Origin of the sequence: Tenacibaculum sp. FZY0031 (genome assembly GCF_036350695.1) — a bacterium.
GTDB lineage: Bacteria > Bacteroidota > Bacteroidia > Flavobacteriales > Flavobacteriaceae > Polaribacter.
Genome location: NZ_JAZDVY010000008.1, coordinates 33,479 through 55,295, shown reverse-complemented (window position 1 = coordinate 55,295; position 21,817 = coordinate 33,479). Strand labels below are relative to the sequence as shown.

The 21,817-nt window shown below is 33.6% G+C and carries 22 protein-coding genes; 15 read left to right on the top strand and 7 right to left on the bottom strand.

The features are described from left to right. The first annotated feature begins 14 nt into the window (after positions 1–14). Positions 15–590, top strand: a complete 576-nt coding sequence (locus V1T75_RS12375) for a 50S ribosomal protein L25/general stress protein Ctc (protein WP_330488839.1) — start codon at positions 15–17, stop codon at positions 588–590. Positions 591–728: 138 nt separating this feature from the next. Beyond that, entirely contained in the window at positions 729–1,295 is a 567-nt protein-coding gene (pth, locus tag V1T75_RS12370) for an aminoacyl-tRNA hydrolase (RefSeq protein ID WP_330488838.1), read from the top strand. A gap of 33 nt (positions 1,296–1,328) precedes the next feature. Here the strand turns inward: pth and V1T75_RS12365 are convergent, their stop codons facing one another. From V1T75_RS12365 to V1T75_RS12350, 4 genes are all read right to left on the bottom strand, one after another. Beyond that, positions 1,329–1,778 (bottom strand): 6-pyruvoyl trahydropterin synthase family protein, encoded by a 450-nt coding sequence (locus V1T75_RS12365; RefSeq protein WP_330488837.1) that lies wholly within the window; start codon positions 1,776–1,778, stop codon positions 1,329–1,331. 183 nt (positions 1,779–1,961) lie between these two features. Then, entirely contained in the window at positions 1,962–2,135 is a 174-nt protein-coding gene (locus V1T75_RS12360) for a hypothetical protein (RefSeq protein WP_159611134.1), read from the bottom strand. Positions 2,136–2,137: 2 nt separating this feature from the next. Further along, entirely contained in the window at positions 2,138–2,905 is a 768-nt protein-coding gene (locus tag V1T75_RS12355) for an enoyl-CoA hydratase/isomerase family protein (protein ID WP_330488836.1), read from the bottom strand. Between the two features lie 21 nt (positions 2,906–2,926). Next, positions 2,927–4,261 carry an MATE family efflux transporter gene (locus tag V1T75_RS12350; protein WP_330488835.1) on the bottom strand — a complete coding sequence of 445 codons (1,335 nt, stop codon included), beginning with the start codon at positions 4,259–4,261 and terminating at the stop codon, positions 2,927–2,929. An 83-nt stretch (positions 4,262–4,344) separates the two neighbouring features. On the opposite strand from V1T75_RS12350, the gene V1T75_RS12345 reads away from it, so the two are divergent. Next, on the top strand, positions 4,345–4,800 hold the full coding sequence (locus tag V1T75_RS12345; protein WP_330488834.1) for a hypothetical protein: 456 nt from the start codon (positions 4,345–4,347) through the stop codon (positions 4,798–4,800). Between the two features lie 2 nt (positions 4,801–4,802). Here V1T75_RS12345 and mutS read toward each other — a convergent pair whose 3' ends face one another. Beyond that, the gene (gene mutS / locus V1T75_RS12340) at positions 4,803–7,412 is read right to left on the bottom strand and encodes a DNA mismatch repair protein MutS (RefSeq protein WP_330488833.1); all 2,610 of its coding nucleotides are present in this window, start codon (positions 7,410–7,412) and stop codon (positions 4,803–4,805) included. 108 nt (positions 7,413–7,520) lie between these two features. Between mutS and V1T75_RS12335 the strand changes: the two genes are divergently transcribed. The 7 genes from V1T75_RS12335 to V1T75_RS12305 all read left to right on the top strand — a co-directional run bounded on the left by V1T75_RS12335 (position 7,521) and on the right by V1T75_RS12305 (position 13,965). Continuing rightward, complete coding sequence (locus V1T75_RS12335; RefSeq protein ID WP_330488832.1) at positions 7,521–8,051, top strand: RNA methyltransferase; 531 nt, start codon at positions 7,521–7,523, stop codon at positions 8,049–8,051. Between the two features lie 217 nt (positions 8,052–8,268). Continuing rightward, positions 8,269–8,406 (top strand): hypothetical protein, encoded by a 138-nt coding sequence (locus V1T75_RS12330; RefSeq protein WP_320240940.1) that lies wholly within the window; start codon positions 8,269–8,271, stop codon positions 8,404–8,406. Between the two features lie 92 nt (positions 8,407–8,498). After that, complete coding sequence (locus V1T75_RS12325) at positions 8,499–10,358, top strand: tetratricopeptide repeat-containing sensor histidine kinase (RefSeq protein ID WP_330488831.1); 1,860 nt, start codon at positions 8,499–8,501, stop codon at positions 10,356–10,358. After that, positions 10,327–11,004: a response regulator gene (locus tag V1T75_RS12320; RefSeq protein ID WP_330488830.1), complete on the top strand. Its 678-nt coding sequence runs from the start codon at positions 10,327–10,329 to the stop codon at positions 11,002–11,004. Before V1T75_RS12325 ends, V1T75_RS12320 begins: the two co-directional genes overlap by 32 nt. Before the next feature lie 672 nt (positions 11,005–11,676). Continuing rightward, entirely contained in the window at positions 11,677–13,161 is a 1,485-nt protein-coding gene (glpK, locus tag V1T75_RS12315) for a glycerol kinase GlpK (RefSeq protein WP_330488829.1), read from the top strand. A gap of 12 nt (positions 13,162–13,173) precedes the next feature. Continuing rightward, the gene (locus tag V1T75_RS12310; protein ID WP_330488828.1) at positions 13,174–13,728 is read left to right on the top strand and encodes a pyridoxamine 5'-phosphate oxidase family protein; all 555 of its coding nucleotides are present in this window, start codon (positions 13,174–13,176) and stop codon (positions 13,726–13,728) included. A gap of 102 nt (positions 13,729–13,830) precedes the next feature. Further along, positions 13,831–13,965, top strand: a complete 135-nt coding sequence (locus V1T75_RS12305; RefSeq protein ID WP_330488827.1) for a hypothetical protein — start codon at positions 13,831–13,833, stop codon at positions 13,963–13,965. 100 nt (positions 13,966–14,065) lie between these two features. Here V1T75_RS12305 and V1T75_RS12300 read toward each other — a convergent pair whose 3' ends face one another. Both V1T75_RS12300 and V1T75_RS12295 read right to left on the bottom strand, forming a co-directional pair. After that, positions 14,066–14,731, bottom strand: coding sequence for a hypothetical protein (locus V1T75_RS12300; protein ID WP_330488826.1), 666 nt, complete (start codon positions 14,729–14,731; stop codon positions 14,066–14,068). 13 nt (positions 14,732–14,744) lie between these two features. Further along, a complete protein-coding gene (locus V1T75_RS12295) occupies positions 14,745–15,923 on the bottom strand; it encodes an acyl-CoA dehydrogenase family protein (protein WP_330488825.1) in 1,179 nt (392 codons plus the stop codon). A gap of 109 nt (positions 15,924–16,032) precedes the next feature. On the opposite strand from V1T75_RS12295, the gene rnpA reads away from it, so the two are divergent. The 5 genes from rnpA to V1T75_RS12270 all read left to right on the top strand — a co-directional run bounded on the left by rnpA (position 16,033) and on the right by V1T75_RS12270 (position 21,806). Then, entirely contained in the window at positions 16,033–16,452 is a 420-nt protein-coding gene (rnpA, locus tag V1T75_RS12290) for a ribonuclease P protein component (protein ID WP_330488824.1), read from the top strand. Beyond that, on the top strand, positions 16,442–18,061 hold the full coding sequence (locus tag V1T75_RS12285) for a S41 family peptidase (protein WP_330488823.1): 1,620 nt from the start codon (positions 16,442–16,444) through the stop codon (positions 18,059–18,061). Before rnpA ends, V1T75_RS12285 begins: the two co-directional genes overlap by 11 nt. A gap of 40 nt (positions 18,062–18,101) precedes the next feature. Next, positions 18,102–19,781 (top strand): DUF6909 family protein, encoded by a 1,680-nt coding sequence (locus tag V1T75_RS12280; protein WP_330488822.1) that lies wholly within the window; start codon positions 18,102–18,104, stop codon positions 19,779–19,781. Between the two features lie 160 nt (positions 19,782–19,941). Next, positions 19,942–21,216 carry a phosphoribosylamine--glycine ligase gene (gene purD, locus V1T75_RS12275; protein WP_330488821.1) on the top strand — a complete coding sequence of 425 codons (1,275 nt, stop codon included), beginning with the start codon at positions 19,942–19,944 and terminating at the stop codon, positions 21,214–21,216. Between the two features lie 17 nt (positions 21,217–21,233). Beyond that, the gene (locus V1T75_RS12270; protein ID WP_330488820.1) at positions 21,234–21,806 is read left to right on the top strand and encodes a sugar O-acetyltransferase; all 573 of its coding nucleotides are present in this window, start codon (positions 21,234–21,236) and stop codon (positions 21,804–21,806) included. Positions 21,807–21,817 lie beyond the last annotated feature (11 nt).

Sequence of the window (21,817 nt, the reverse complement as noted above, 5' to 3'; positions counted from 1 at the left end):
TAATAAACAACGTAATGAAATCAATTACAATCAAAGGATCTCAAAGAGAAAGCGTAGGTAAAAAAGCAACAAAAGCCTTACGTAATGCTGGAAAGGTTCCTTGCGTATTATACGGAGGAGACAAACCTGTTCACTTTTCAGCTGACGAAAAATCGTTCAAGTCATTAGTATATACTCCAGACGTATTTACTGCTACGATTGAATTAGATGGTGTAACATACAATGCTGTATTACAAGATATACAGTTTCACCCAGTAAATGATAGTATTTTACACGTAGATTTCTATCAATTATTCGAAGACAAAGCTGTAACTATGGACATCCCAGTTCGTTTAGTTGGATCTTCTAAAGGTGTTATGGTAGGGGGTGCTTTACGTCACAACTTACGTAAGTTAAAAGTAAAAGCATTACCAGCAAACTTACCTGATTTTATCGAAGCTGATATTACAGAGTTAGAAATTGGTAATAAGTTATACGTTACTAAATTAAAGAACGATAACTATACTATTTTACACCCAGACAACACAGTAGTTGCTCAAGTACGTATGTCTCGTAACGCGGCAAAAGCAGCAGCAGAAGCAGAAAAATAAGACTTATGTAGTCAAAATAATAAAAAGCGTTACCAAGTGTAGCGCTTTTTTTATTTTTGCCACATGATTTTTAATGCTTTTATAAACAAATTATGTGTTTTTAAAAAAACACAATCAACAGCTATAGAAGACAATACGATGAAGAAATTTTTAATTGTAGGTTTAGGGAATATTGGCGAAAAATATGACAACACACGCCATAATATTGGCTTTAAAATTGCTGATGCTTTTGTAAAAGAACATGAAGGTTCTTTCGAAACTGAAAAATTAGGTGATATTGCCAAACTTAAAATAAAGGGTAAAACAGTAATTGTTTTAAAACCTAATACCTACATGAACCTTAGTGGTAAAGCAGTTAAATATTGGATGCAAAAAGAAAACATCTCCGTTGAAAATTTACTCATCATTACCGATGACTTAAACATTGATTTTGGAAAAATTCGTATCAAAGGAAAAGGAAGTTCTGGTGGACACAACGGATTAAAAGATATTCAAGATAAGTTTAATACTGGTGCTTACCCTCGTTTTCGCTTTGGTGTAGGAGCTGAATACAGTAAAGGTCGTCAAGTAGATTACGTTTTAGGCAAATGGAGTACTGATGAAGAAAGTGCAATGATAGAGCGTATCCCTTTTTCTGTAAAAGCGGTTACTTCTTTTATTACCGCTGGTTTGGCTAATACCATGAATGAATTTAACGGAAAATAACTAATTTTACTCTATTAACTTCGTTTTTAAAGATTAATTATCAGAAGCATACCACTCAGCAAAACTAGTATCTGTTTCTTGTAGCTTAATAGCGTGTAGCTTGATATTTTCAGGAAGTCTACTTTTAATTTTTTTAGCGAAATCAATCACCATCATTTCACTTGTTGGTTGGTAATCAACTAAAATCACATGATGTCCACGATCTTTTAACTCTTGTGCCAACTCAACATGAGGTGTGTTTTTGTTAAATACAGTAGCGTGATCAAATACATCAACAATATCTTCTTTTACAATCTTCTTTAGATCCCCAAAATCAATTACCATACCGTACTTCACATTAGATGTGTCTGTAATTGGAGATCCAATTACGGTAACTGAAAGCTTGTAACTATGTCCGTGAACATTTTTACACTTGCCATCATAACCGTACAATGCATGTCCAGTTTCAAAAGTAAACTGCTTGGTAATTCGAATCTTACTCATAAATTGTCTATATCTAAAGAAGTAATAAAATAAGCTTTAAAAAAAGATTACTTCTTTACGTTTGTAATAACTCCTATTTTCTTCTAAATTTTTTGTTTGCTCTGTATTTATTAAAAAAATAAATAACAGCAACACCTGCTGCTAAAATAGCAAAGAAAGAATTTCCCATTTTAATACTTGTTTTTATTCGCCAAAAGTACGAATTTGCTTTACAACTTTTGTTAAAATCCACACAAAACCTACCGAAACTACCGCTCCAGTAAACACGGCTAACATAGGGTTATGTGCTATCCATTGTCCTACTTCATACCCTGCCTTATAAGCTGTGGTACTTTTTCCATTTTGAATTACAAACATTCTTATTTTTTAAATTTTTCTAATGCTTTTTTGGTAAAATCAGACAACACTAATTTACCAGAAGTCTCTGCTCTTTCTGTTAACAATTCTTCCCAGTGTTCCGTTCCAATCCACAAGGCTCTTTTCATTTCAGCCAATGCTTCAGGATTATACGAAGCGAGTTTTTCTGACAAGATTTCAACCTCTTTATCCAGTTCTCTTTGCGTTTCAAAAACACGTGCATACAAGCCTTTTTCTTTTGCCCAATACGCATTTTTCCAACTGGTAGCATCTAACGTTAATTCTGCTAATCCACTCACGCTAATTTTTCGCTCTACAGCAGGCGCAATTACAAACGGACCAATACCTATTGTAAATTCAGAAAGTTTAATAGAAGCGTGTTCTGTAGCTAACACGTAATCACAAGTGGCTGCCAATCCAACTCCACCACCCACAGTTTTTCCTTGTACTCTACCAATAATTAGTTTCGAACAACGACGCATCGCATTAATTACATTGGCAAAACCTGAGAAAAAAGCTTTCCCGTCTTCTAAATTGTCTATCGCTACCAGTTCATCAAAAGAAGCACCAGCACAAAACGCTCGTTCTCCCTCTGATTTTAGTACAATTATTGAAACCTCCTTATTAGTTGAAAGCTTATCAAATTCAGTTGCTAAACGTTCTAATAACACACTTGGAAAGGAGTTACTTGCTGGATGCCCGAACGCAACCGTGGCAATCTTATTTTCAATATGCGTATATAAACTTCCGTTTTCTCTAGTTGTCGTCATGTATTTGTTGTTTGTTCAAAATTACGTTTTTTGAGCAAGTGGTAAAAACTTTCTTCTAAACTTTACAATTAATGGAGCTCCTCTAGCAATCATCCATAAGAAAAAAGCAATCCAAATAGCGTACAGTTTATAATCTAATGAATCAAAAAACAATAGGGTAGGTATAAACACCAATCCTGTTGCTAACAATAAAACGTTTCGTAGAAATTTCATTTCTCCCATTCCTTTGAACATTCCGTCATAAATAAAGGCGATAGAACATACAGGTTGCATGATTAAAATAATCCAAAAGGTATTGTAAAACTGCTCTAAAACTTCTGGTTCTTTAGTAAAGACTTTTCCTATAAATTGATATAAAACAAAACCGACAACGGCTAATAATAATCCGAAGAGGAATCCGTATGTAATTAATCTATTTCCTAAAATTACCAATGTTTTATAAGCCTTAGCGCCCAATAATTTACCTGATAAAATATTACCTGCAGAAGAATAGCCATCAATCATAAAAGCACCTGTGAGCCATAAATTAAAACCAATGGTATAAGCCGCTATATAGGCATCTCCGTAATCTGTAGCATACGAAGTTCCAAAATACAAGGCTACATTTAACGCTATGGTTCGCACAAATAAATTTAACACCATTATGATAAATTTTGGTATTTCTGCATTAAACGGCAAGCTGAATTTTAACGAAATATCCGTCTTTTTTATTAATAACACCCCCGAAATTATTGCCATCGTAACTTGCGCAACCACACTTGCATAGGCTGCTCCTTGAATATGCATAGCAGGAATAAACCCTTCTACTCCATACACTAAAACAACATCTAGTACAATATTAATAAACGTTCCAATGAGTGCAATTACCATCGGATAATACGTGTTTTGCAACCCTCTAAAGGTGCCAAAAACAGCAATGGTAAAAAGCGTAAACGGGAATCCGAAAACACGAATTTTATAATACTCAACCGAATAGTCTAAAATGGTTCCTGAAGCATTGTATAGTTCAAAAATTTCTTTTGCAAAAGGATAACTCAATCCTAAAATAAGCGCACTTACTCCCAAAACGATTACAATCGCTTGTGCAGGCAGGTTTTTAACCTCGTCAAGCTTGTTAGCTCCTAAATATTGAGAAACAATAGAAGAAATTCCACTACGTGTTTGTCCAAACACCCAAATTAACATCGATAAAAAAGCTCCTACAATACCAATAGCAGCAATACTTTCAGTAGCATTGTACTCTATATTACCTACAATAGCTAAGTCTGTAGTAGAAAGTAACGGTTCTGCCACTCCAGCAATTAGGGCAGGCATTGCTAGTTTGTTTATCTGTTTAAAACTAATATCGTGATTCATCATACAAAAATCAAAAATAATACTATTCAGTATTGATTTTGTAACTTTGGTAACACTTATTTTTAATTAATGAATCGTATTTTATGATCGACCTTATTGGTTGTATTTCTGAAGTTATTTTAGACATTCAGCAATTGTTATTTCGAAAGAAAAGGAGAAAACAGCGCGCTTTTGAAAAAGAGCAGAGTCTTCCACAAAAAAGAACGATTTCTCCTTACCAAAGACTCGGCATAGCTCTTTTAATAACTGTAGTTATAACTTCAGGTTTACTTGTTCTTTTTGCAAGTAGTTTTTCTTTAAAAAATAAAGACTCAGAAAAAATACAACAAATTTCCCTTCTACTCGAACAAGAAAAATCTACTTTAGGAACATACCCTGACAAGTTGCAAGGAATTACAAGAAACAATCCTCTATACCAGGATTTATTAATTGACTCTTGGAACACTCCTTTTTACTACAAAAAGATTGATGAAAATATTTTTATATTAATCTCTTTAGGAAAAGATAAAACATTACATACCAAAGACGATGTTAAGTAACTTTACTTCTTCGTTAACATTCGCTTAATTTCGTTCAGTTTCATCAAGGCTTCAATTGGGGTTAAGGTATCAATATTTGTGGTTAAAATTTCTTCTCGAATATCTTCCAATAACGGATCGTCTAACTGAAAAAAACTCATTTGCATATCTTCATGCTGTGCTTCTTTCAAGGTTTCTTTTACCTCTTTGTGTGAATGTGAGTTTTCTAACTCTTTTAGAATTTTGTTTGCTCTATGAATTACCATACTTGGCATTCCTGCTAATTTTGCCACGTGAATTCCAAAGCTATGATCACTTCCTCCTTTTACCAACTTACGTAAGAAAATAATGCTATTATCCAATTCTTTAACCGATACATTGAAGTTCTTGATACGCTCAAACGTCGAGGTCATTTCGTTTAGCTCATGATAGTGTGTTGCAAACAAGGTTTTTGCTTTCGAAGGATGTTCGTGTAAATACTCCGAAATCGCCCAAGCAATAGAAATTCCATCATAGGTAGACGTTCCTCTTCCAATTTCATCTAACAACACCAAACTACCGTCGGAAATGTTATTTAAGATCGATGCAGTTTCATTCATTTCAACCATGAATGTCGACTCCCCCATCGAAATATTATCGCTCGCACCTACTCTGGTAAAAATCTTATCCACCATACCTATTCGGGCATTTTGAGCGGGAACATAACTTCCCATTTGTGCCAATAATACAATCAAAGCTGTTTGACGTAAAATGGCTGATTTACCCGACATATTCGGACCTGTAATCATGATAATTTGTTGCTGATTACGGTTCAACACAACATCATTGGCGATGTACTCTTCACCAATTGGTAATTGTTTTTCAATAACCGGGTGGCGGCCATTTTTGATTTCAATATCGGTACTATCGTCCATTAGTGGACGCACATAATTATTCTCGGTAGCTAAGGTTGCAAAAGATTGCAACACATCTATCTTAGCTACATTTTGTGCATTTTGCTGTACAGGTTGTACGAACCCAATAATGTACTGTACTAACTTGGCAAAAATCTCCGTTTCTAATTGCTGAATTTTCTCTTCTGCTCCTAAAATTTTAGCTTCGTATTCTTTTAATTCTTCGGTAATGTAACGCTCTGCGTTTACCAAGGTTTGCTTACGAATCCAGTCTTCAGGAACTTTATCTTTATGCGTGTTTCTAACTTCTATATAATATCCGAAAACATTATTAAACGCAATTTTTAAACTCGGAATTCCAGTTCGCTCTGTTTCACGAGCAAGCATTGTATCTAAATACTCTTTTCCTGAGTTTGAAATACTTCGTAGTTCATCCAACTCTTCTGAAACTCCATTTGCAATCGCATTTCCTTTATTGATATTTACAGGGGCTTCTTCTAAAACAGTCTCGGTAATTTTATCAATTAATTCATCACAAGTATTAATTTTTTCTCCTAATAACCTAACGGCAGCGTTTTCGCTGCTTTCTGCGGATTCTTTTATCGGAAGAATCGCTTTCAACGAATTTTTCAACAAGATAACCTCTCTTGGAGACACTTTACCCGTAGCAACTTTTGATATCAATCGTTCGATATCGGAAATTTGTTTTAACTGATACGTTACTGTTTCAGAAAAGGCATCGTTATCAATTAAAAACTTCACTAATTCGTGTCGTTGCTGAATTTGAGCTAAATCTTTTAGCGGAAGCGCTAACCAACGCTTTAATAAACGTCCTCCCATCGGAGAAATCGTTTTATCGATAACATCTAATAACGAAACCGAGTTCACCGAGTTCCCACCGTATAACTCTAAGTTTTTTACGGTAAAGCGATCCATCCACACATAATTGTCTTCAGCAATTCTGCTGATAGATTGTATGTGCTCTATTTTGTTATGCTGTGTTTCCGATAAATAGTACATAGCTGCACCTCCAGCTACAATTCCGTATTCTAACTCTTCAACTCCAAATCCTTTTAATGTTTTTACCTTAAAGTGATTTCGAAGTAATTCATCTCCATAATCTTTTTGAAATACCCAATCATCCAAATAAAAAGCATGAAAACGATTGGTAAAAGCTTCTAAAAACCGCTGCTTGTATTTTTTTTCTACCAAAACTTCACTTGGCGCAAAGTTTTGTAAAAGCTTATCGATGTACTCTTCATTTCCTTGTGCAATGAGGAATTCTCCAGTTGACACATCTAAAAACGAAACTCCTAACAGCTTTTTCCCAAAATGAACGGCTGCTAAAAAGTTATTCGACTTCGATTGTAATACCTCATCGTTCAACGCAACTCCAGGAGTTACCAATTCTGTGACTCCCCGTTTTACAATCTTTTTAGTCATTTTTGGATCTTCTAACTGATCGCAAATCGCAACACGTAATCCAGATTTTACTAACTTAGGCAAATACGTATTTAAAGAATGGTGCGGAAAACCAGCTAACGCGGTTTCACTCTCGCTACCACTTCCTCTTTTGGTTAAAATAATACCTAAAACTTTGGACGCTTTTACCGCATCTTCTCCAAAGGTTTCATAAAAATCGCCTACTCTAAATAACAACATCGCATCCGGATATTTTGCCTTGATTCCGTTATACTGTTGCATTAATGGAGTTACCTTTTTTGCCTTTGTTTTTGCCAAGTTTGTGGATTTTTTGGGTTAGTTTTGCGAAGATAGAAAAAAGTCTTTAGTCATTAGCTTTTAGTCATTAGCTTTTAGCTAATGACCTCAAAAAGTTACCCAAGAAAAATGAGAAAATTAAAAAACAGCGAACTCGGCAGAAAAACCGTTGAAGAGTTTAAACAAACCAATAAAACCCCAATCATCGTCGTATTGGATAATATTCGTAGTTTGAATAATGTAGGGTCTGTTTTTAGAACTTCAGATGCTTTTTTAATTGAAAAAATTTACTTGTGTGGTATCACTGCTACGCCTCCTAATAAAGAAATTCATAAAACCGCTTTAGGTGCCACTGAATCGGTAGAATGGGAATATGTTGAAAACACGGTGGATTTAGTTGAAAAACTACAAGCGGAAAGTGTAAAAGTATTGAGTATTGAGCAAGCAGAAAATAGTACCATGTTAGATACTTTTACTCCTGAAACTACCCAAAAATATGCAGTAGTATTTGGTAACGAAGTAAAAGGCGTACAGCAAGCCGTTGTTTCTGCTTCCGACACCTGTATTGAAATCCCGCAATTAGGCACCAAACACTCGTTAAATATTTCGGTAAGTTGCGGTGTGGTGTTATGGGATTTGTTTACTAAAATGAAAAAATAATATTACCTGACTAAGTGTTTTTTTGAGTGAAGTTGAAATAAAAACGAAGTAATTTGCTTATTTAGAGTTTATAACTTCTTTTTTACAGTAATACTATTTATTCTACTTTTAAAAGCAGAATGTTAAATTTTTGCCTTTCTCCTAAAAACCTATTACATTAGACACTTGATTACCCCCATCCCCAAGTATTATTTTGTAATTAAAAACCCTATTTAACATGGAAAACAAGTACTTAAAAGAAACCCTAATGAGTTTAAGCCCTGATGGAGATAATGAAACAACAACTACCGATACTGGTGGAACAGATAGACCAACAACTGGCGGAGGTGATGGAGGTGGTCAAGGAGGAGATTAAGTATTAAACTACTTAGCAAACATATTTTCTCAGTATACGATTTAAAAATAAAACCATTACTTTTGAAAAGTAATGGTTTTATTTTTACAACTATGAAAAGTTTCTTTTGTATTCTCCTACTCTACTCTTCTTTTCTTTTGGCTCAAGAAAACAAAGATTATTTCTCCATAAGAGATACATTAATAGAAAAAGGAAGACAAGCTTATTTTAGTAATAAACTTCCGTTATTAAAAACAATCACAGCACAAGTTGATTCGTTATATCTAAAAACAAAAGATTCTATTTTATTGGCCAAGTATTTTCATTTTAATGCTCTGCAAAATAAACTTACATTTACTAATGATAGTGCTTTTTATTATTACCATCGTTCAAAAGATATTTCTAAAAAAATAAAAGACTCTTTGGCGGTTGGGAGACGTCTATTAAGTATTGCTTACCTACAACGAGATGCTAAGGATTATTTAGGTAGTGAAATTAGTTTTGTTAATGCTTTACAATACTTAGAACCAATAAATTCAAACACTTATACAGAAAGAGTTTACAATGGATTAGGTCTAATATCTGAAGAATTAAATCAACCAAAGGAAGCCTTAAAATATTACAATATTGCTCTATCTTACAACAAGTTAAACAAAAATGATACTGGTCACATCTACATAATAAATAATATTGGGTTACTATATCAAAAGCAAAAACAACATGAAAAAGCTATTCGATTCTTTAAAAAAGGCTTAGCTTTTGATTCTATAAAAAATAAATACATAACTCAATACGCACTATTATTAGAAAATTTGGCCTTTAGTAACTATGCTTTAAACAAAAAAGAGAATATTTTACAACAATATAATGAGGTTTTATCTATTAGAAAAAAGCTCAATAATTATAGTGGTATGAGTACAACTCATATTAACTTATCTAATTATTACAAAGATCAAGATCATACTAAAAAAGCGTTATATCATTCTAACGAAGCTTTACAATATGCCAAACAAACCCATAATAATAAACGTTGGTTAGAAGCCTTAAAAAACCTTTCAGACTTAACTGGTGGCGATCAATCAAAACTGTATTTAAACGAGTATATAACTCTTAGTGATAGTTTATTTCAAAACGAACGTAGGTTAAAAAATCAATTTGCTAAAATTAGATACGAAACCGATAAAAAGGAAAAAGAAAATGTTATTTTAAAAACCGAAAACCAGCAAAAGCAAGCAGAAATACTTTACCATAAACAACAAAAAACGATAGGGTGGCTAGCTGCAGCAATTGGTCTTTTACTATTTGGTTTTAGTGTTATGTTTTATTTTCAACGTAGAAGAAAATTATTGTATCAAGCACAACTACAACAGGTACAAGTAAGAGAACATGAACGCCAACAAATTGCTAAATCTTTACACGATGAAGTAGCGGGAGACTTACGTTTGCTACATCGTAAGTTAGAAAAGTCTAATTTATTGGAGGAAGCTCAAAAACTAGATGCCGTTAAAGAAAATGTACGCAATTTATCACATCAACTAAGTAGTGTTAGTTTTGATAAGGTTTCCTTTAAAAATCAAATTATCAATTTAGTGAGTGATTATTTTGAACCTGATTTTAAAATAAAGGTAAACGGGTTGCAAAACTATAATTGGGCTACTGTTGATAATTCCATAAAGCGTTTGCTGTACCTAAGCGCCCGTGAAAGCATACAAAACTGTAAAAAATACGCAAAGGCAAGTAAGATAATTATCAATTTTTCTGTACATAAAAAATACGTACATTTGGATATTATTGATGATGGTATTGGTTTCGATACCAACATTAGTAAAAAAGGAATTGGTTTACAAAACCTACAAGAACGCATTGAAGAGTTAAACGGAACGTTAACCATTAATAGTGAAGTAGGTAAAGGAACCCAAACCGATATTCAAATACCCCTAAATGGCTGGACAAACAAAAATACTTTTAGTTGATGACCATCAGTTAATTCTTGAAGGAATTCTTTCGTATTTGAAAGATATAGATGGTTTAGAGATTGAAACGGCAAATTCATGTGACGAAGCTTTTTCTAAAATAAAATCAAGTTTAAGCGAAAATCCATTTCATATTGTTTTTACCGATTTGAGTTTTGACAATCAAAACAAAAATGTTGTTTTAGATGGCGGAGAAGCTTTTATAAAGTCTATCCTTAAAGAAGAAATACCTATTAAAGTAGGTGTAATTACAGGGCACTCTGAAACAAACAGAATTTTTAATGTAATACACAACTTAAACCCTTTTGCTTACATTTTAAAAGGAAAGTGTAGTACTGACGAATTAACCTTTGCTATTCAAAAAATGTTAAAAGGTGAGGTGTATTACACCCATGAAATTCATCAAAAACTTTTAAAAAGAGCTTTAGTAGAAATACAAATGGATGATATTGCCATCCAAATTTTAAAAGAGCTTCCTAAACATGCTAAGATTTCTAACTTAGAAGGTTTGATTAAAAAAAGTGATGGATCATTAATAAAAGTACGATCTATAGAAAGCAAATTATCTAAGCTGAGAACAGATCTACAAGCTAATAACAATACAGACCTTGTGTTAAAAGCAAAAGAATTAGGTATTATAGATTAATTCGTTTTGCGGAAATACGCATTTATTTTTACGGTTATCCCTTTTTACACATTAGAAACAAAGAATACTTTCGCAATGGAATTCAAAACCATTGTTGGGAAGAATCTTGAAAGAGAGAACATATAAAAAAGCCTTTAGATATCTAAAGGCTTTTTTGTTTGAAAACAACTCCTTTTTAACCTCTTGCGGAAAACCACACTTTTTTTTGCGGAAATACCCTTTTTAAACCTTTAATCTCTCCTTACATTTGTAACATCTTCTTTTCAAGATTAATTGAAAAAAGACATTTAAGGGGAATAATAAACCTTCTAGAGTTTCTAGAAGGTTTTTTTTATGCTCTTTCGGAAAATTGCACTTTTAACTTCGGAAATCCCGTTTTATATATCTGATTATCAGCATATCTTTGACATGTTCATTCTTTAATGACAATTAATTTAAGGGGAATTAAATTATTTTAAAAATGGGAAAATTACTACTACGCAAGACGAGCAAAGGTTTAAACACTTTACTTTCAGTTTTAGCCGAATTCGGTAAAGGTGCTGGATATGCTCTGAGACACTAAAAGTTAATTAACCAAACTTAAACGTGTAAACCTTCTAGAAATTCTAGAAGGTTTTTTTTAGTACGCTTAACTAAAGTTGTAAATTAGGCGTTCAATCGTTTTATGCCTAAATGACTCAAAAATATATTATTGCTTTAGACCAAGGAACCACTAGCTGTCGTACAGTTATTCTTAATAAAGAAGAAAAGATTATTGCCAAAACTCAACAAGAGTTTCAACAAATATTCCCTCAACCTGGTTGGGTGGAACACAACGCTAATGAAATTTTACAAACTCAGTTAAAAACCTTACAACAGGCTCTTGAGCAGGCTAAAATATCACCTTCAGAAATAGCAGGAATAGGTATCACTAATCAGCGTGAAACAACTGTTGTTTGGAATAAAAATACAGGTGAGCCAATATACAATGCTATTGTTTGGCAAGACAAACGAACTGCTGATACTTGCGAGTTACTCAAAGAAACTGGACTCGAAAACTACGTGCGTAAAACTACTGGACTGGTAATTGACAGTTATTTTTCTGCAACTAAAATTCATTGGATATTAAACCATATAAAAGGAGCTCAAGAAGAAGCTGAAAAAGGAAATTTGTTATTTGGAACTATTGATTCTTGGCTCTTATGGAACTTAACCAATGGAAAAGTCCATGCTACCGACTATAGCAATGCCTCACGTACCATGCTATATGATATAAAAAACTTGTGTTGGGATGAAACCTTAGTAAAAGAACTAAACATTCCAATTTCAATGTTACCTGAAGTAAAACCTTCATCTTTTCATTTTGGAAACTACGAAGTAGACGGAGTTCAAATTCCAATCGCTGGAATAGCAGGGGATCAACAATCTGCTTTATTTGGACAAGCATGTTTTAAGAAAGGAGAAGCAAAAAACACCTACGGAACGGGATGCTTTATGTTGATGAACACAGGGGAAAACTTAGAATATTCTGAAAACGGGTTGATTTCTACGATTGCTTGGGGAATTAACAACAAGGTGTATTATGCTCTCGAAGGAAGTGTTTTTGTTGCTGGTTCGGCAATTCAATGGTTACGGGATGGATTACAAATTATTAATAATGCAGAAGAAAGTGAACTTTTTGCTGAAAAAGTTACCGAAGAAAACCCTGTTTATGTAGTTCCTGCCTTTGCTGGCTTGGGTGCTCCGTATTGGGACATGTACGCTAGAGGTGCCGTTTTTGGTTTGACTCGTGATACCGGAAAAAATCACTTAATTAAAGCCACCTTACAATCGTTAGCTTATCAAACCAAAGATATTTTAGATGTCATGCAAAAAGACAGCATGCTTCAACTTTCTTCTTTAAAAGTAGATGGTGGTGCCTGTGCCAATAATTTACTGATGCAATTTCAGGCAGACATCTTAAATGTAGCTGTAGAACGTCCTGAAGAGATTGAAACCACCGTAATGGGAGCAGCATATTTAGCTGGTTTCTGTGTTGGTTTTTGGCAACAAAACGACATAATTAACAAAAGAAAAATAGACAAAATATTTACCCCTTCTTTCTCTAAAGAAAAAAGAGAAAAATTATACCGTACTTGGCAAAAAGCTGTTGAACGTACTAAAGATTGGATTGACTAAAAAATAAAAATCATGGCAAAGTTTTACGACAAAATAACGACTAGAGTTCAACAGTTTATCAAAGCTCAAAAACTCTTTTTTGTTGCTACTACTGCTAAAGAAGGACGAATTAATCTTTCTCCAAAAGGAATGGACACCTTTAGAGTACTTAACGAAAATACAGTAGCTTGGTTAAGTGTTACCGGAAGCGGTAACGAAACTTCTGCTCATTTGTTAGCCGACAACCGAATAACTATTATGTTTTGCGCTTTTGAAGGAGCTCCAAACATACTCAGACTATATGGAAAGGCAGAAGAAATTCTGCCTGCTCATGATAAATGGGAGGATTATATCAACTTATTTCCTAATCTTCCCGGTACTCGTCAACTATTTATTGTTTCTGTTCAAAGCGTGCAAACCTCTTGTGGCATGTCGATTCCTTTTTATGAATATCAAGGAGAACGAAATCAATTAAATGATTGGGCTACCGAAAAAGGAGAAGAGGGAATTAAGCAATATTGGAATGAGAGAAACCAAACTAGTATTGATGGATCGGACACCTTATTAAAAGAGAAAACATCTTCTTAATCTATTTTAAGAAATCTCTTCATCTTTTTAAAAATCCTGATAAAAATCATGTTTTTTCTTAAACTATGCTTGTATTTTTGAGACAATAAAGTATAAGAAGAAATGGTACAATTAATGAACATCCCAATGGTATCTTGGACAAACGGAACCATTATGATGATTATTTTCGGTTTGGTTTGTATAGGTTTAGTAACTACTCTTTTAATTCTTGTTAATGGTGGCAAAAAAGAAGAGTAGGTAAATTTAGTTTTAATAGTTGATTGAAGAAGCACTCTTTAATAATGTGTTAGTGGTTTAACGTTTGAGTGCTTCTTCTTTATTAAAATCAATTAAAAAGTTATTGTTTTACTAATCCTTTTCCGTGATAAGGACAATAGTTCCATTTTCCATTAAATAACTTATTCCCTTCAACACACTTCTTCTCCATCAATAAACTTCCTAAGGGCAATTCTATTTCTGGCTTAAATTTAAATAAATTAAAGGTTAAGTTACCCTCTTTATAGGGGTCAATCACACTATTTTCATTATTTTTAAAAACAATAAACTGCATGTTTTCACCCATTTGTCCTAACATATTTTTCATCATAGGCTTCATGAAACCAACCATATTTTGTAAGTCGCTCGGAATTTCTTCATTCTTTAATTTTTTCAATCTGTTTCCGTTGTAAAAAACAGTGGCGTTTTGTTCGATTAACTCCTTGTTTACATAGGTTACTCCTCCGAAAACACCTACTTTACCTTTTATAAAAACAACAAAAACATATTCTTTAAGAGTATTGATCATCAATTCTTTTTCGTTGTCCGCAATTGCTCTGTCTCTTGAAAGGGCTACTTGCCAAAACTCTGTAGGAATCCACCATATTACTTCTATTTCTCCAGAAGAATTAGACATTTGAGTTTCTCCTATTAACTTATCTATATTTACATCTACAAACTCTTTTTTTTGAGAAAAAACAGTTACCGACAAAAAAAATGATAAAATGATTAGGTATTTATTTTTCATAGCTATTATTTGTTTATTTAAATGCATTTAATCCTGTGATATCCAATCCTGTGATTAATAAATGAACGTCGTGTGTTCCTTCGTAGGTTATGACACTTTCTAAATTCATTGCATGTCTCATAATTGAGTACTCTCCAGAAATACCCATGGCACCTAACACTTGTCTTGCTTCACGTGCTATTTTCAATGCCATGTCTACATTATTTCGCTTCGCCATAGATATTTGAGCAGATGTTGCACGACCTTCATTTTTCAATACTCCCAAACGCCATGTTAGTAACTGTGCTTTGGTAATCTCGGTAATCATTTCAGCTAACTTTTTTTGTTGTAACTGAAACTGTCCTATTGGTTTTCCAAATTGTGTACGTTCTTTCGCATAACGCAATGCCGTATCGTAACAATCCATCGCAGCGCCAATAGCCCCCCAAGCAATACCATAACGTGCAGAATCAAGACACAACAAAGGTGCTCCTAACCCAGATTTATTAGGTAATAAATTTTCTTTTGGCACTTTTACATTGTCGAAAATTAACTCCCCAGTAATGGAGGCTCTTAACGACCATTTGTTATGGGTTTCTGGTGTAGAAAAACCTTCCATACCACGTTCTACTATCAAACCATGAATACGACCTTCTTCATTTTTTGCCCATACAACTGCTACTTCACAAATGGGCGCATTTGAAATCCACATCTTGGATCCATTCAACAAATAATGGTCTCCCATGTCTTTAAACTTGGTTTCCATTCCTCCAGGATTACTACCATGGTTTGGTTCAGTCAACCCAAAACTTCCCATCCATTCGCCAGAAGCTAATTTGGGCAAGTATTTTCGTCGTTGTTCCTCAGTTCCGTAGTTATAAATAGGTCCCATAACTAACGAAGACTGTACCGAAGCAGTAGATCGGATTCCACTATCACCTCGCTCTAACTCTTGCATAATTAACCCATAAGAAATTTGGTCTAACCCTGCACCTCCATACTTTTCAGGAATATAAGATCCGAAAGCTCCCACTTCTGCCAATCCGTTAATTAATTCCTTCGGAAATTCAGCGCGCTGTGCGTATTCTTCTATAATTGGAGACACCTTTTTCTTAACCCATTCACGAGCTGTATCGCGCACAAGTTTATGCTCATCGGTTAATAAATCATTTACTTGATAATAATCTGGTGCTTGAAATAAATCAGATTTCATAAATATATTTTAAAATTAATTTTACCAATAGTATAAGAGAAATGTAAAATTAATCGCGATTTGTTTTTTGTGGTTTCTTAAAAGAATTGTTTCAAAAATACTTAAAAAAATGGTTATTCGTGCAGGTTTACGTATGTTTGTACTAATGAGATTTACTTTAGGAAAAGAGGAGCGTTTAAAAAGCAAAAAGCTCATAGGAAGATTATATGAGGAGGGAAAAGTGATAAAGGTTTTTCCACTAAGAATGGTGTATATACAAACCGAGCATACCTCTAAATTTCCTGCACAAGTTGGCGTTTCTGTACCTAAACGTAATTTTAAAAAAGCGGTAGATCGAAATCGCATAAAACGATTACTTCGTGAAACCTACCGCAAAGAAAAGCATACTATTTATGAGACTGTAGATAAACCGTATGTGTTTATGATTTCTTATCTTGCAAGAGATGAATGGAAATATGCCGATATCGCGCATAAAATGAAGAAATTATTAACACAGTTTATTACAGAAGTTACTCAAGATGAAAAATAGAAAATTCCTTTTTTTTGGTTCCCTCATTGTCATCTCTCTTTTCTTTTCTTTTCAATCTCGTTTTTTTGAGATTGCGAAACAAATTGAAATCTACAACAACCTTTTTAAAGAGTTGAACATTAATTATATTGATGAAATTAACCCAGGAGACTTAACTGACAAAGCGATCAAAAATACCCTTAAAAACTTAGATCCTTATACCAATTTTTATAACGAACAAGACGTTGAAGATGCACGTATTCGTCGTGAAGGTGAATATGGAGGTATTGGTATTTCTACGTTTTACACTAAAAAAGGAATTGTGGTTTCTGAAATTTACAAAGGGTTCTCTGCCGATAAAGCTGGCTTAAAAGTAGGTGATATTATTACTACGGTAAACGGACAAGAATTAGCTACTTTGGAGAGAAGTCAATTTTCACAAATGCTAAAAGGAGTTCCTGGGAAACAACTTTCTTTACAGATAGAAAGAAACGGGCAAACAAAAAGTGTTTCTGTAAAACTTGATAAAGTTATTTTAGATCCTGTTCCTTTTTACGATATGATTGATGCCGAAACAGGATATATCGTTTTAACGCGATTTATCAGTCAAAAAGCTACTGAAAGTGTTGTAAACGCATTGGGAGATCTTAAAAAAAGAGGAATGAAAAAGTTAGTCTTTGACTTACGATATAATCCTGGAGGTTCTTTATTTGATGCTATCAACATTACCAATTTATTTATTCCAAAAGGCTTGAAAGTCGTAGATACTCGTGGAAAAACTCCAAAAAACAGTAGAACGTATAAAACAAATAGAGAACCTTTAGATGCTGAAATTCCTCTTGTCATTTTAATTAACGGTCGATCGGCTTCTGCTTCAGAAATTGTTTCAGGTGCTTTGCAAGATTATGATCGAGCAGTAATTATGGGTGAGCGTTCTTTTGGAAAAGGACTGGTGCAACGGTCCTTTGATTTGAGTTACGGAACACAAATGAAAATCACAATTTCTAAATATTACACTCCTAGCGGGCGCTGTATTCAAGAATTAGATTATGCCAATAGAGACCCAAAAACAGGTGAGGTTCCTAAGTTTTCTGATGCTACTGAATTCACAACTCAAAATGGACGAAAGGTATATGACGGTGGAGGTGTAACTCCTGACATAACAAGTAACTTTTCTAAAAAAACAGCACAAACAGATGAGTTACTAAAATCAAGAGCACTATTTAATTTTGTGACTGATTTCACCTATCAAAACCCTAATTTATCTGTTGAAAACTATACTTTTTCGCCTACAAACTTTAATCAATTTAAAGACTATTTACTTCGTAAAGACACTGCTTTTGTGTCTAAAGAAGAAAAACTTTTCCGAGAAGCATATGAATCAGTAGAAAACAACAAAAAAATCGTTTCCGAATACAACGCAATTATCCAACAATTAAAAGCCGCTAAAATTGCTAAAGTTTTGGTAAATGAAGATCTTATATCAAAAGAAATTGAAAATGAAATTGTTGAGCGTTATGCCTACAAAGAAGGAATGTATAAGCATTTATTTAAAAATGATATAACGATAAAAAATGCTGTTACTTTACTAAATACCCCCAAAAAATACAACAGTATTTTAAAAAAATAGCTTCTTTAACATAATTTGTATATTTGTACTTTAAAAACATATGTCGAAACCTATCCTAAAAGAACGTACAAGAGCCCAAGAATCTACAAATGCTATTGAGCGTTTATACATTTCAATGCGACACTTATTTAGTCGCGGTTTTTACAAACCAATGGGAGTTTCTGGTGAAACCTTGCGCAAATCACTATTGTCTTTACGTCCAGAAATTTATGGTTCTATTGCAGAAAACAAAACTGAATTAAACGGACTCGTATACGTTATTGAACGTTTACCTGAAGGAATTGAAGAATGTCAGTTTATATATTTAACTGCAGACGAGGGGTATCGTAACTCAAAATTCAAGGCTATTGTTCCTCCTAAGAGAAGGAGAAACTGCTATCGTATTGATAAAAATCAAATGAATATTGAAATTACTAGAGGGCGCTCAGAAATTTATGATATTCTTACTCACTTAACTTTTTTATTCATCGAGTCTCACAAAATTAAAGACCGTGTAGTTATTAATAATGGAGAAAGCTTTATTCGTGAATGGTTACAATTAGAAGATATTGTTATACACAATAAAGCTCTTACTGATGAACAAAAAGATGTAATTGTTGTACACCTTGGTAATATTTTAGGGAGAACTTATGATGAGGTATACGACGCTTACAACACCTTTGCCACAGAAGAAAACCCGAATAGATTTTTTCACCTAATTTATTGGTTAGGTAAACTCGCTATTAATGAAGCTTTATACGACCAAAAACGTTCTATTAAATTCAGTTCTGTTTTAATTGAAGAAATTGGACATCATTATTATGGTGAAATATGGGCTAACAATATTAAAAAAGTATTGTTAGACAACGAATTAATAGAGCGTCCTATTCATATAATTAGTGCAAATATGCACAGTGTAATGAATAGCATTTATGCTCAAAATGCGCTTCCGAAAGAAGCTAAAAAGTATAAAGGTTTCCAGCTTTTTGAAGTATTAAGTAATGCCAACAGTAGTGCTTTGCAATCTGCCGTTAAAAATTATGCTTCCGAAAACGGATTGATCTATATTAAAGATACATCAGGTACCAACATCAATGTTCAGGTAATTGATACCCAAAAAATTGATTTTGAAACAAACTCTTTTAACAAAGTTAATGCTGTTGGAAAAGATCCTGTAATTATTGTGATGGATTATGCCTTTGGTGAACAGGCTTTTGAAACGATGGATGAATTGTTAAAGCCTTATAAAACAAATGGAGAGAAAATTCATTTAGATGTTCAATCTGTTTCTATCATGGGAAAAGCTGGTATTTTAGAAGGTGGTAAAGGAGATATTATGATTCCTTCTTCACATATTTTTGAAGGAACTGCTGATAACTATCCATTTAAAAACGAATTATCAAAAGAAGATTTAGAGGGATTTGGAGTTCAGGTGTTTGATGGTGCTATGATCACTGTGTTAGGAACATCCTTACAAAATAAAGATTTATTGCGATTCTTCCACGATTCTACTTGGAATGTAATAGGACTAGAAATGGAAGGAGCGCATTATCAAAAAGCGATTCAATCTGCCTCAAGAATTAGAGGAAATATTTCTGAAAATGTGAAAGTACGTTATGCGTATTACGCTTCTGATAATCCGCTAGAAACAGGTGCTACCCTTGCTTCTGGAGGTCTTGGAATGAGCGGAGTAACACCTACTTATGCCATTACGCAAAAGATACTAGAACAACTATTTTAGTCACAGGACGACTACCAAAAACCTAATTATACTATAAAAAGGCATCATTTCGCTTGAAATGATGCCTTTTTAGCTTTTTTATGCAATTTTAAAGACTGGTTTTGCTCATAGCCTTTTTTCTTATTTTATATTTGCACTCACAATACAACAACACACAACGATGAATATTCTAATTTTAGGATCGGGCGGTAGAGAACACGCCTTTGCTAAAAAACTTTCAGAAAGTACTAAAATCAACAACCTTTATGTTGCTCCTGGTAACGCAGGAACTGATGCAATTGCTACGAATTTAGCTATCAATCCAACTAATTTTACACAGGTAAAAGAAACCGTTTTGCAACACAATATCAATATGGTTGTAGTAGGTCCAGAAGCTCCTTTAGTAGAAGGAGTTCACGATTTTTTCTTAGCTGATGAAGAGTTAAAAAACATTCCTGTAATTGGACCTAAAAAAGACGGTGCTTTGTTAGAAGGAAGTAAAGATTTTTCGAAGCAGTTTATGGAAAAACACAACATTCCTACTGCTCGTTATCAATCTTTTACTACAGAAACCTTAGCTGAAGGAAAAAGTTTCTTAGAAACATTAGATGCTCCGTATGTATTAAAAGCAGACGGATTGGCTGCTGGAAAAGGAGTGTTAATCTTAAACGATTTAGAAGAAGCCAAAGCCGAATTAGAAGAGATGCTTTCCAATCAAAAATTTGGAAGCGCTTCATCAACAGTAGTTATTGAAGAGTTTTTAAAAGGAATAGAATTATCGGTTTTCGTGTTAACTGACGGAAAAAATTATAAAATATTGCCTTCTGCTAAAGACTACAAACGTATTGGAGAAGGAGACACAGGACTAAATACAGGCGGTATGGGCGCTATTTCTCCTGTTCCTTTTGCTACGGATGATTTTTTAACGAAAGTGGAAGAATTGATCGTTAAACCAACAATTGACGGTTTGCAAAAAGACGGAATTGATTACAGAGGATTTATTTTTATCGGATTGATGAACGATAACGGAAATCCATCAGTAGTTGAATACAACGTTCGTATGGGAGATCCGGAAACGGAAGTAGTATTACCTCGTATACAATCAGATTTAGTCGATTTATTTGAAGGAGTTGCAACGCAAACTTTAGGAGAAAAATCGTATGAAGTTACTCCGCAAACAGCTACGACTGTGATGTTAGTTTCTGGCGGGTATCCTGAAGCTTACGAAAAAGGGAAGGAAATTACTGGTTTTGATACTGTAAAAGATTCGATTGTTTTTCATGCGGGAACTACTTTAAAAGACGGTAAAGTAGTTACGAGTGGCGGACGTGTTATGGCAATTACTTCTTTTGGAGATTCTATGGAAGCAGCCTTAGAAAAATCATACAAAAACATTGATAAAATAGCCTTTGATCAAATGAATTTTCGAAAAGATATTGGATTCGATTTAAAATAGCAACCAAAATAGGTAATGTGACTGAAAGAGAAAAAATGCTTAAGGGTGATTTTTATGATTCAAGAGATGTTGAATTAATAAAAATGTACCATAAAGCACGTAAATTATTGAAGCTTTATAATAACCTTGATTCAGAATTAACACAAGAAAAAGCATCAATTTTAAATGATCTCCTTCAGTTTAAAGGAAATGGTGTGTGGATTGAAACTCCTTTTTTTTGTGATTATGGCGAAAATATTTCAATCGGTGAAAATACCTTTGTAAATACAAATTGTATCTTTTTAGATACTAATAAGATTACGATTGGTAAAAACGGATTAATTGCTCCTTATGTTCAAATATATACAGCAATTCATCCTTTAAAAGCTTCTGAAAGAATAATTAAAGCACCTAATACTCGATACTTAACAGCTACTAAACCTGTCTTTATTGGTGATAATGTTTGGATAGGCGGGAACTCCGTTATTTTACCTGGTGTTACTATAGGAAATAATGTAACTATTGGTGCTGGTAGTATTGTTACAAAAGATATTCCCGATAATGTATTAGCGTTTGGGAATCCGTGTAAGGTTATTAAAAAACTAGAATAAATTAAGGATAA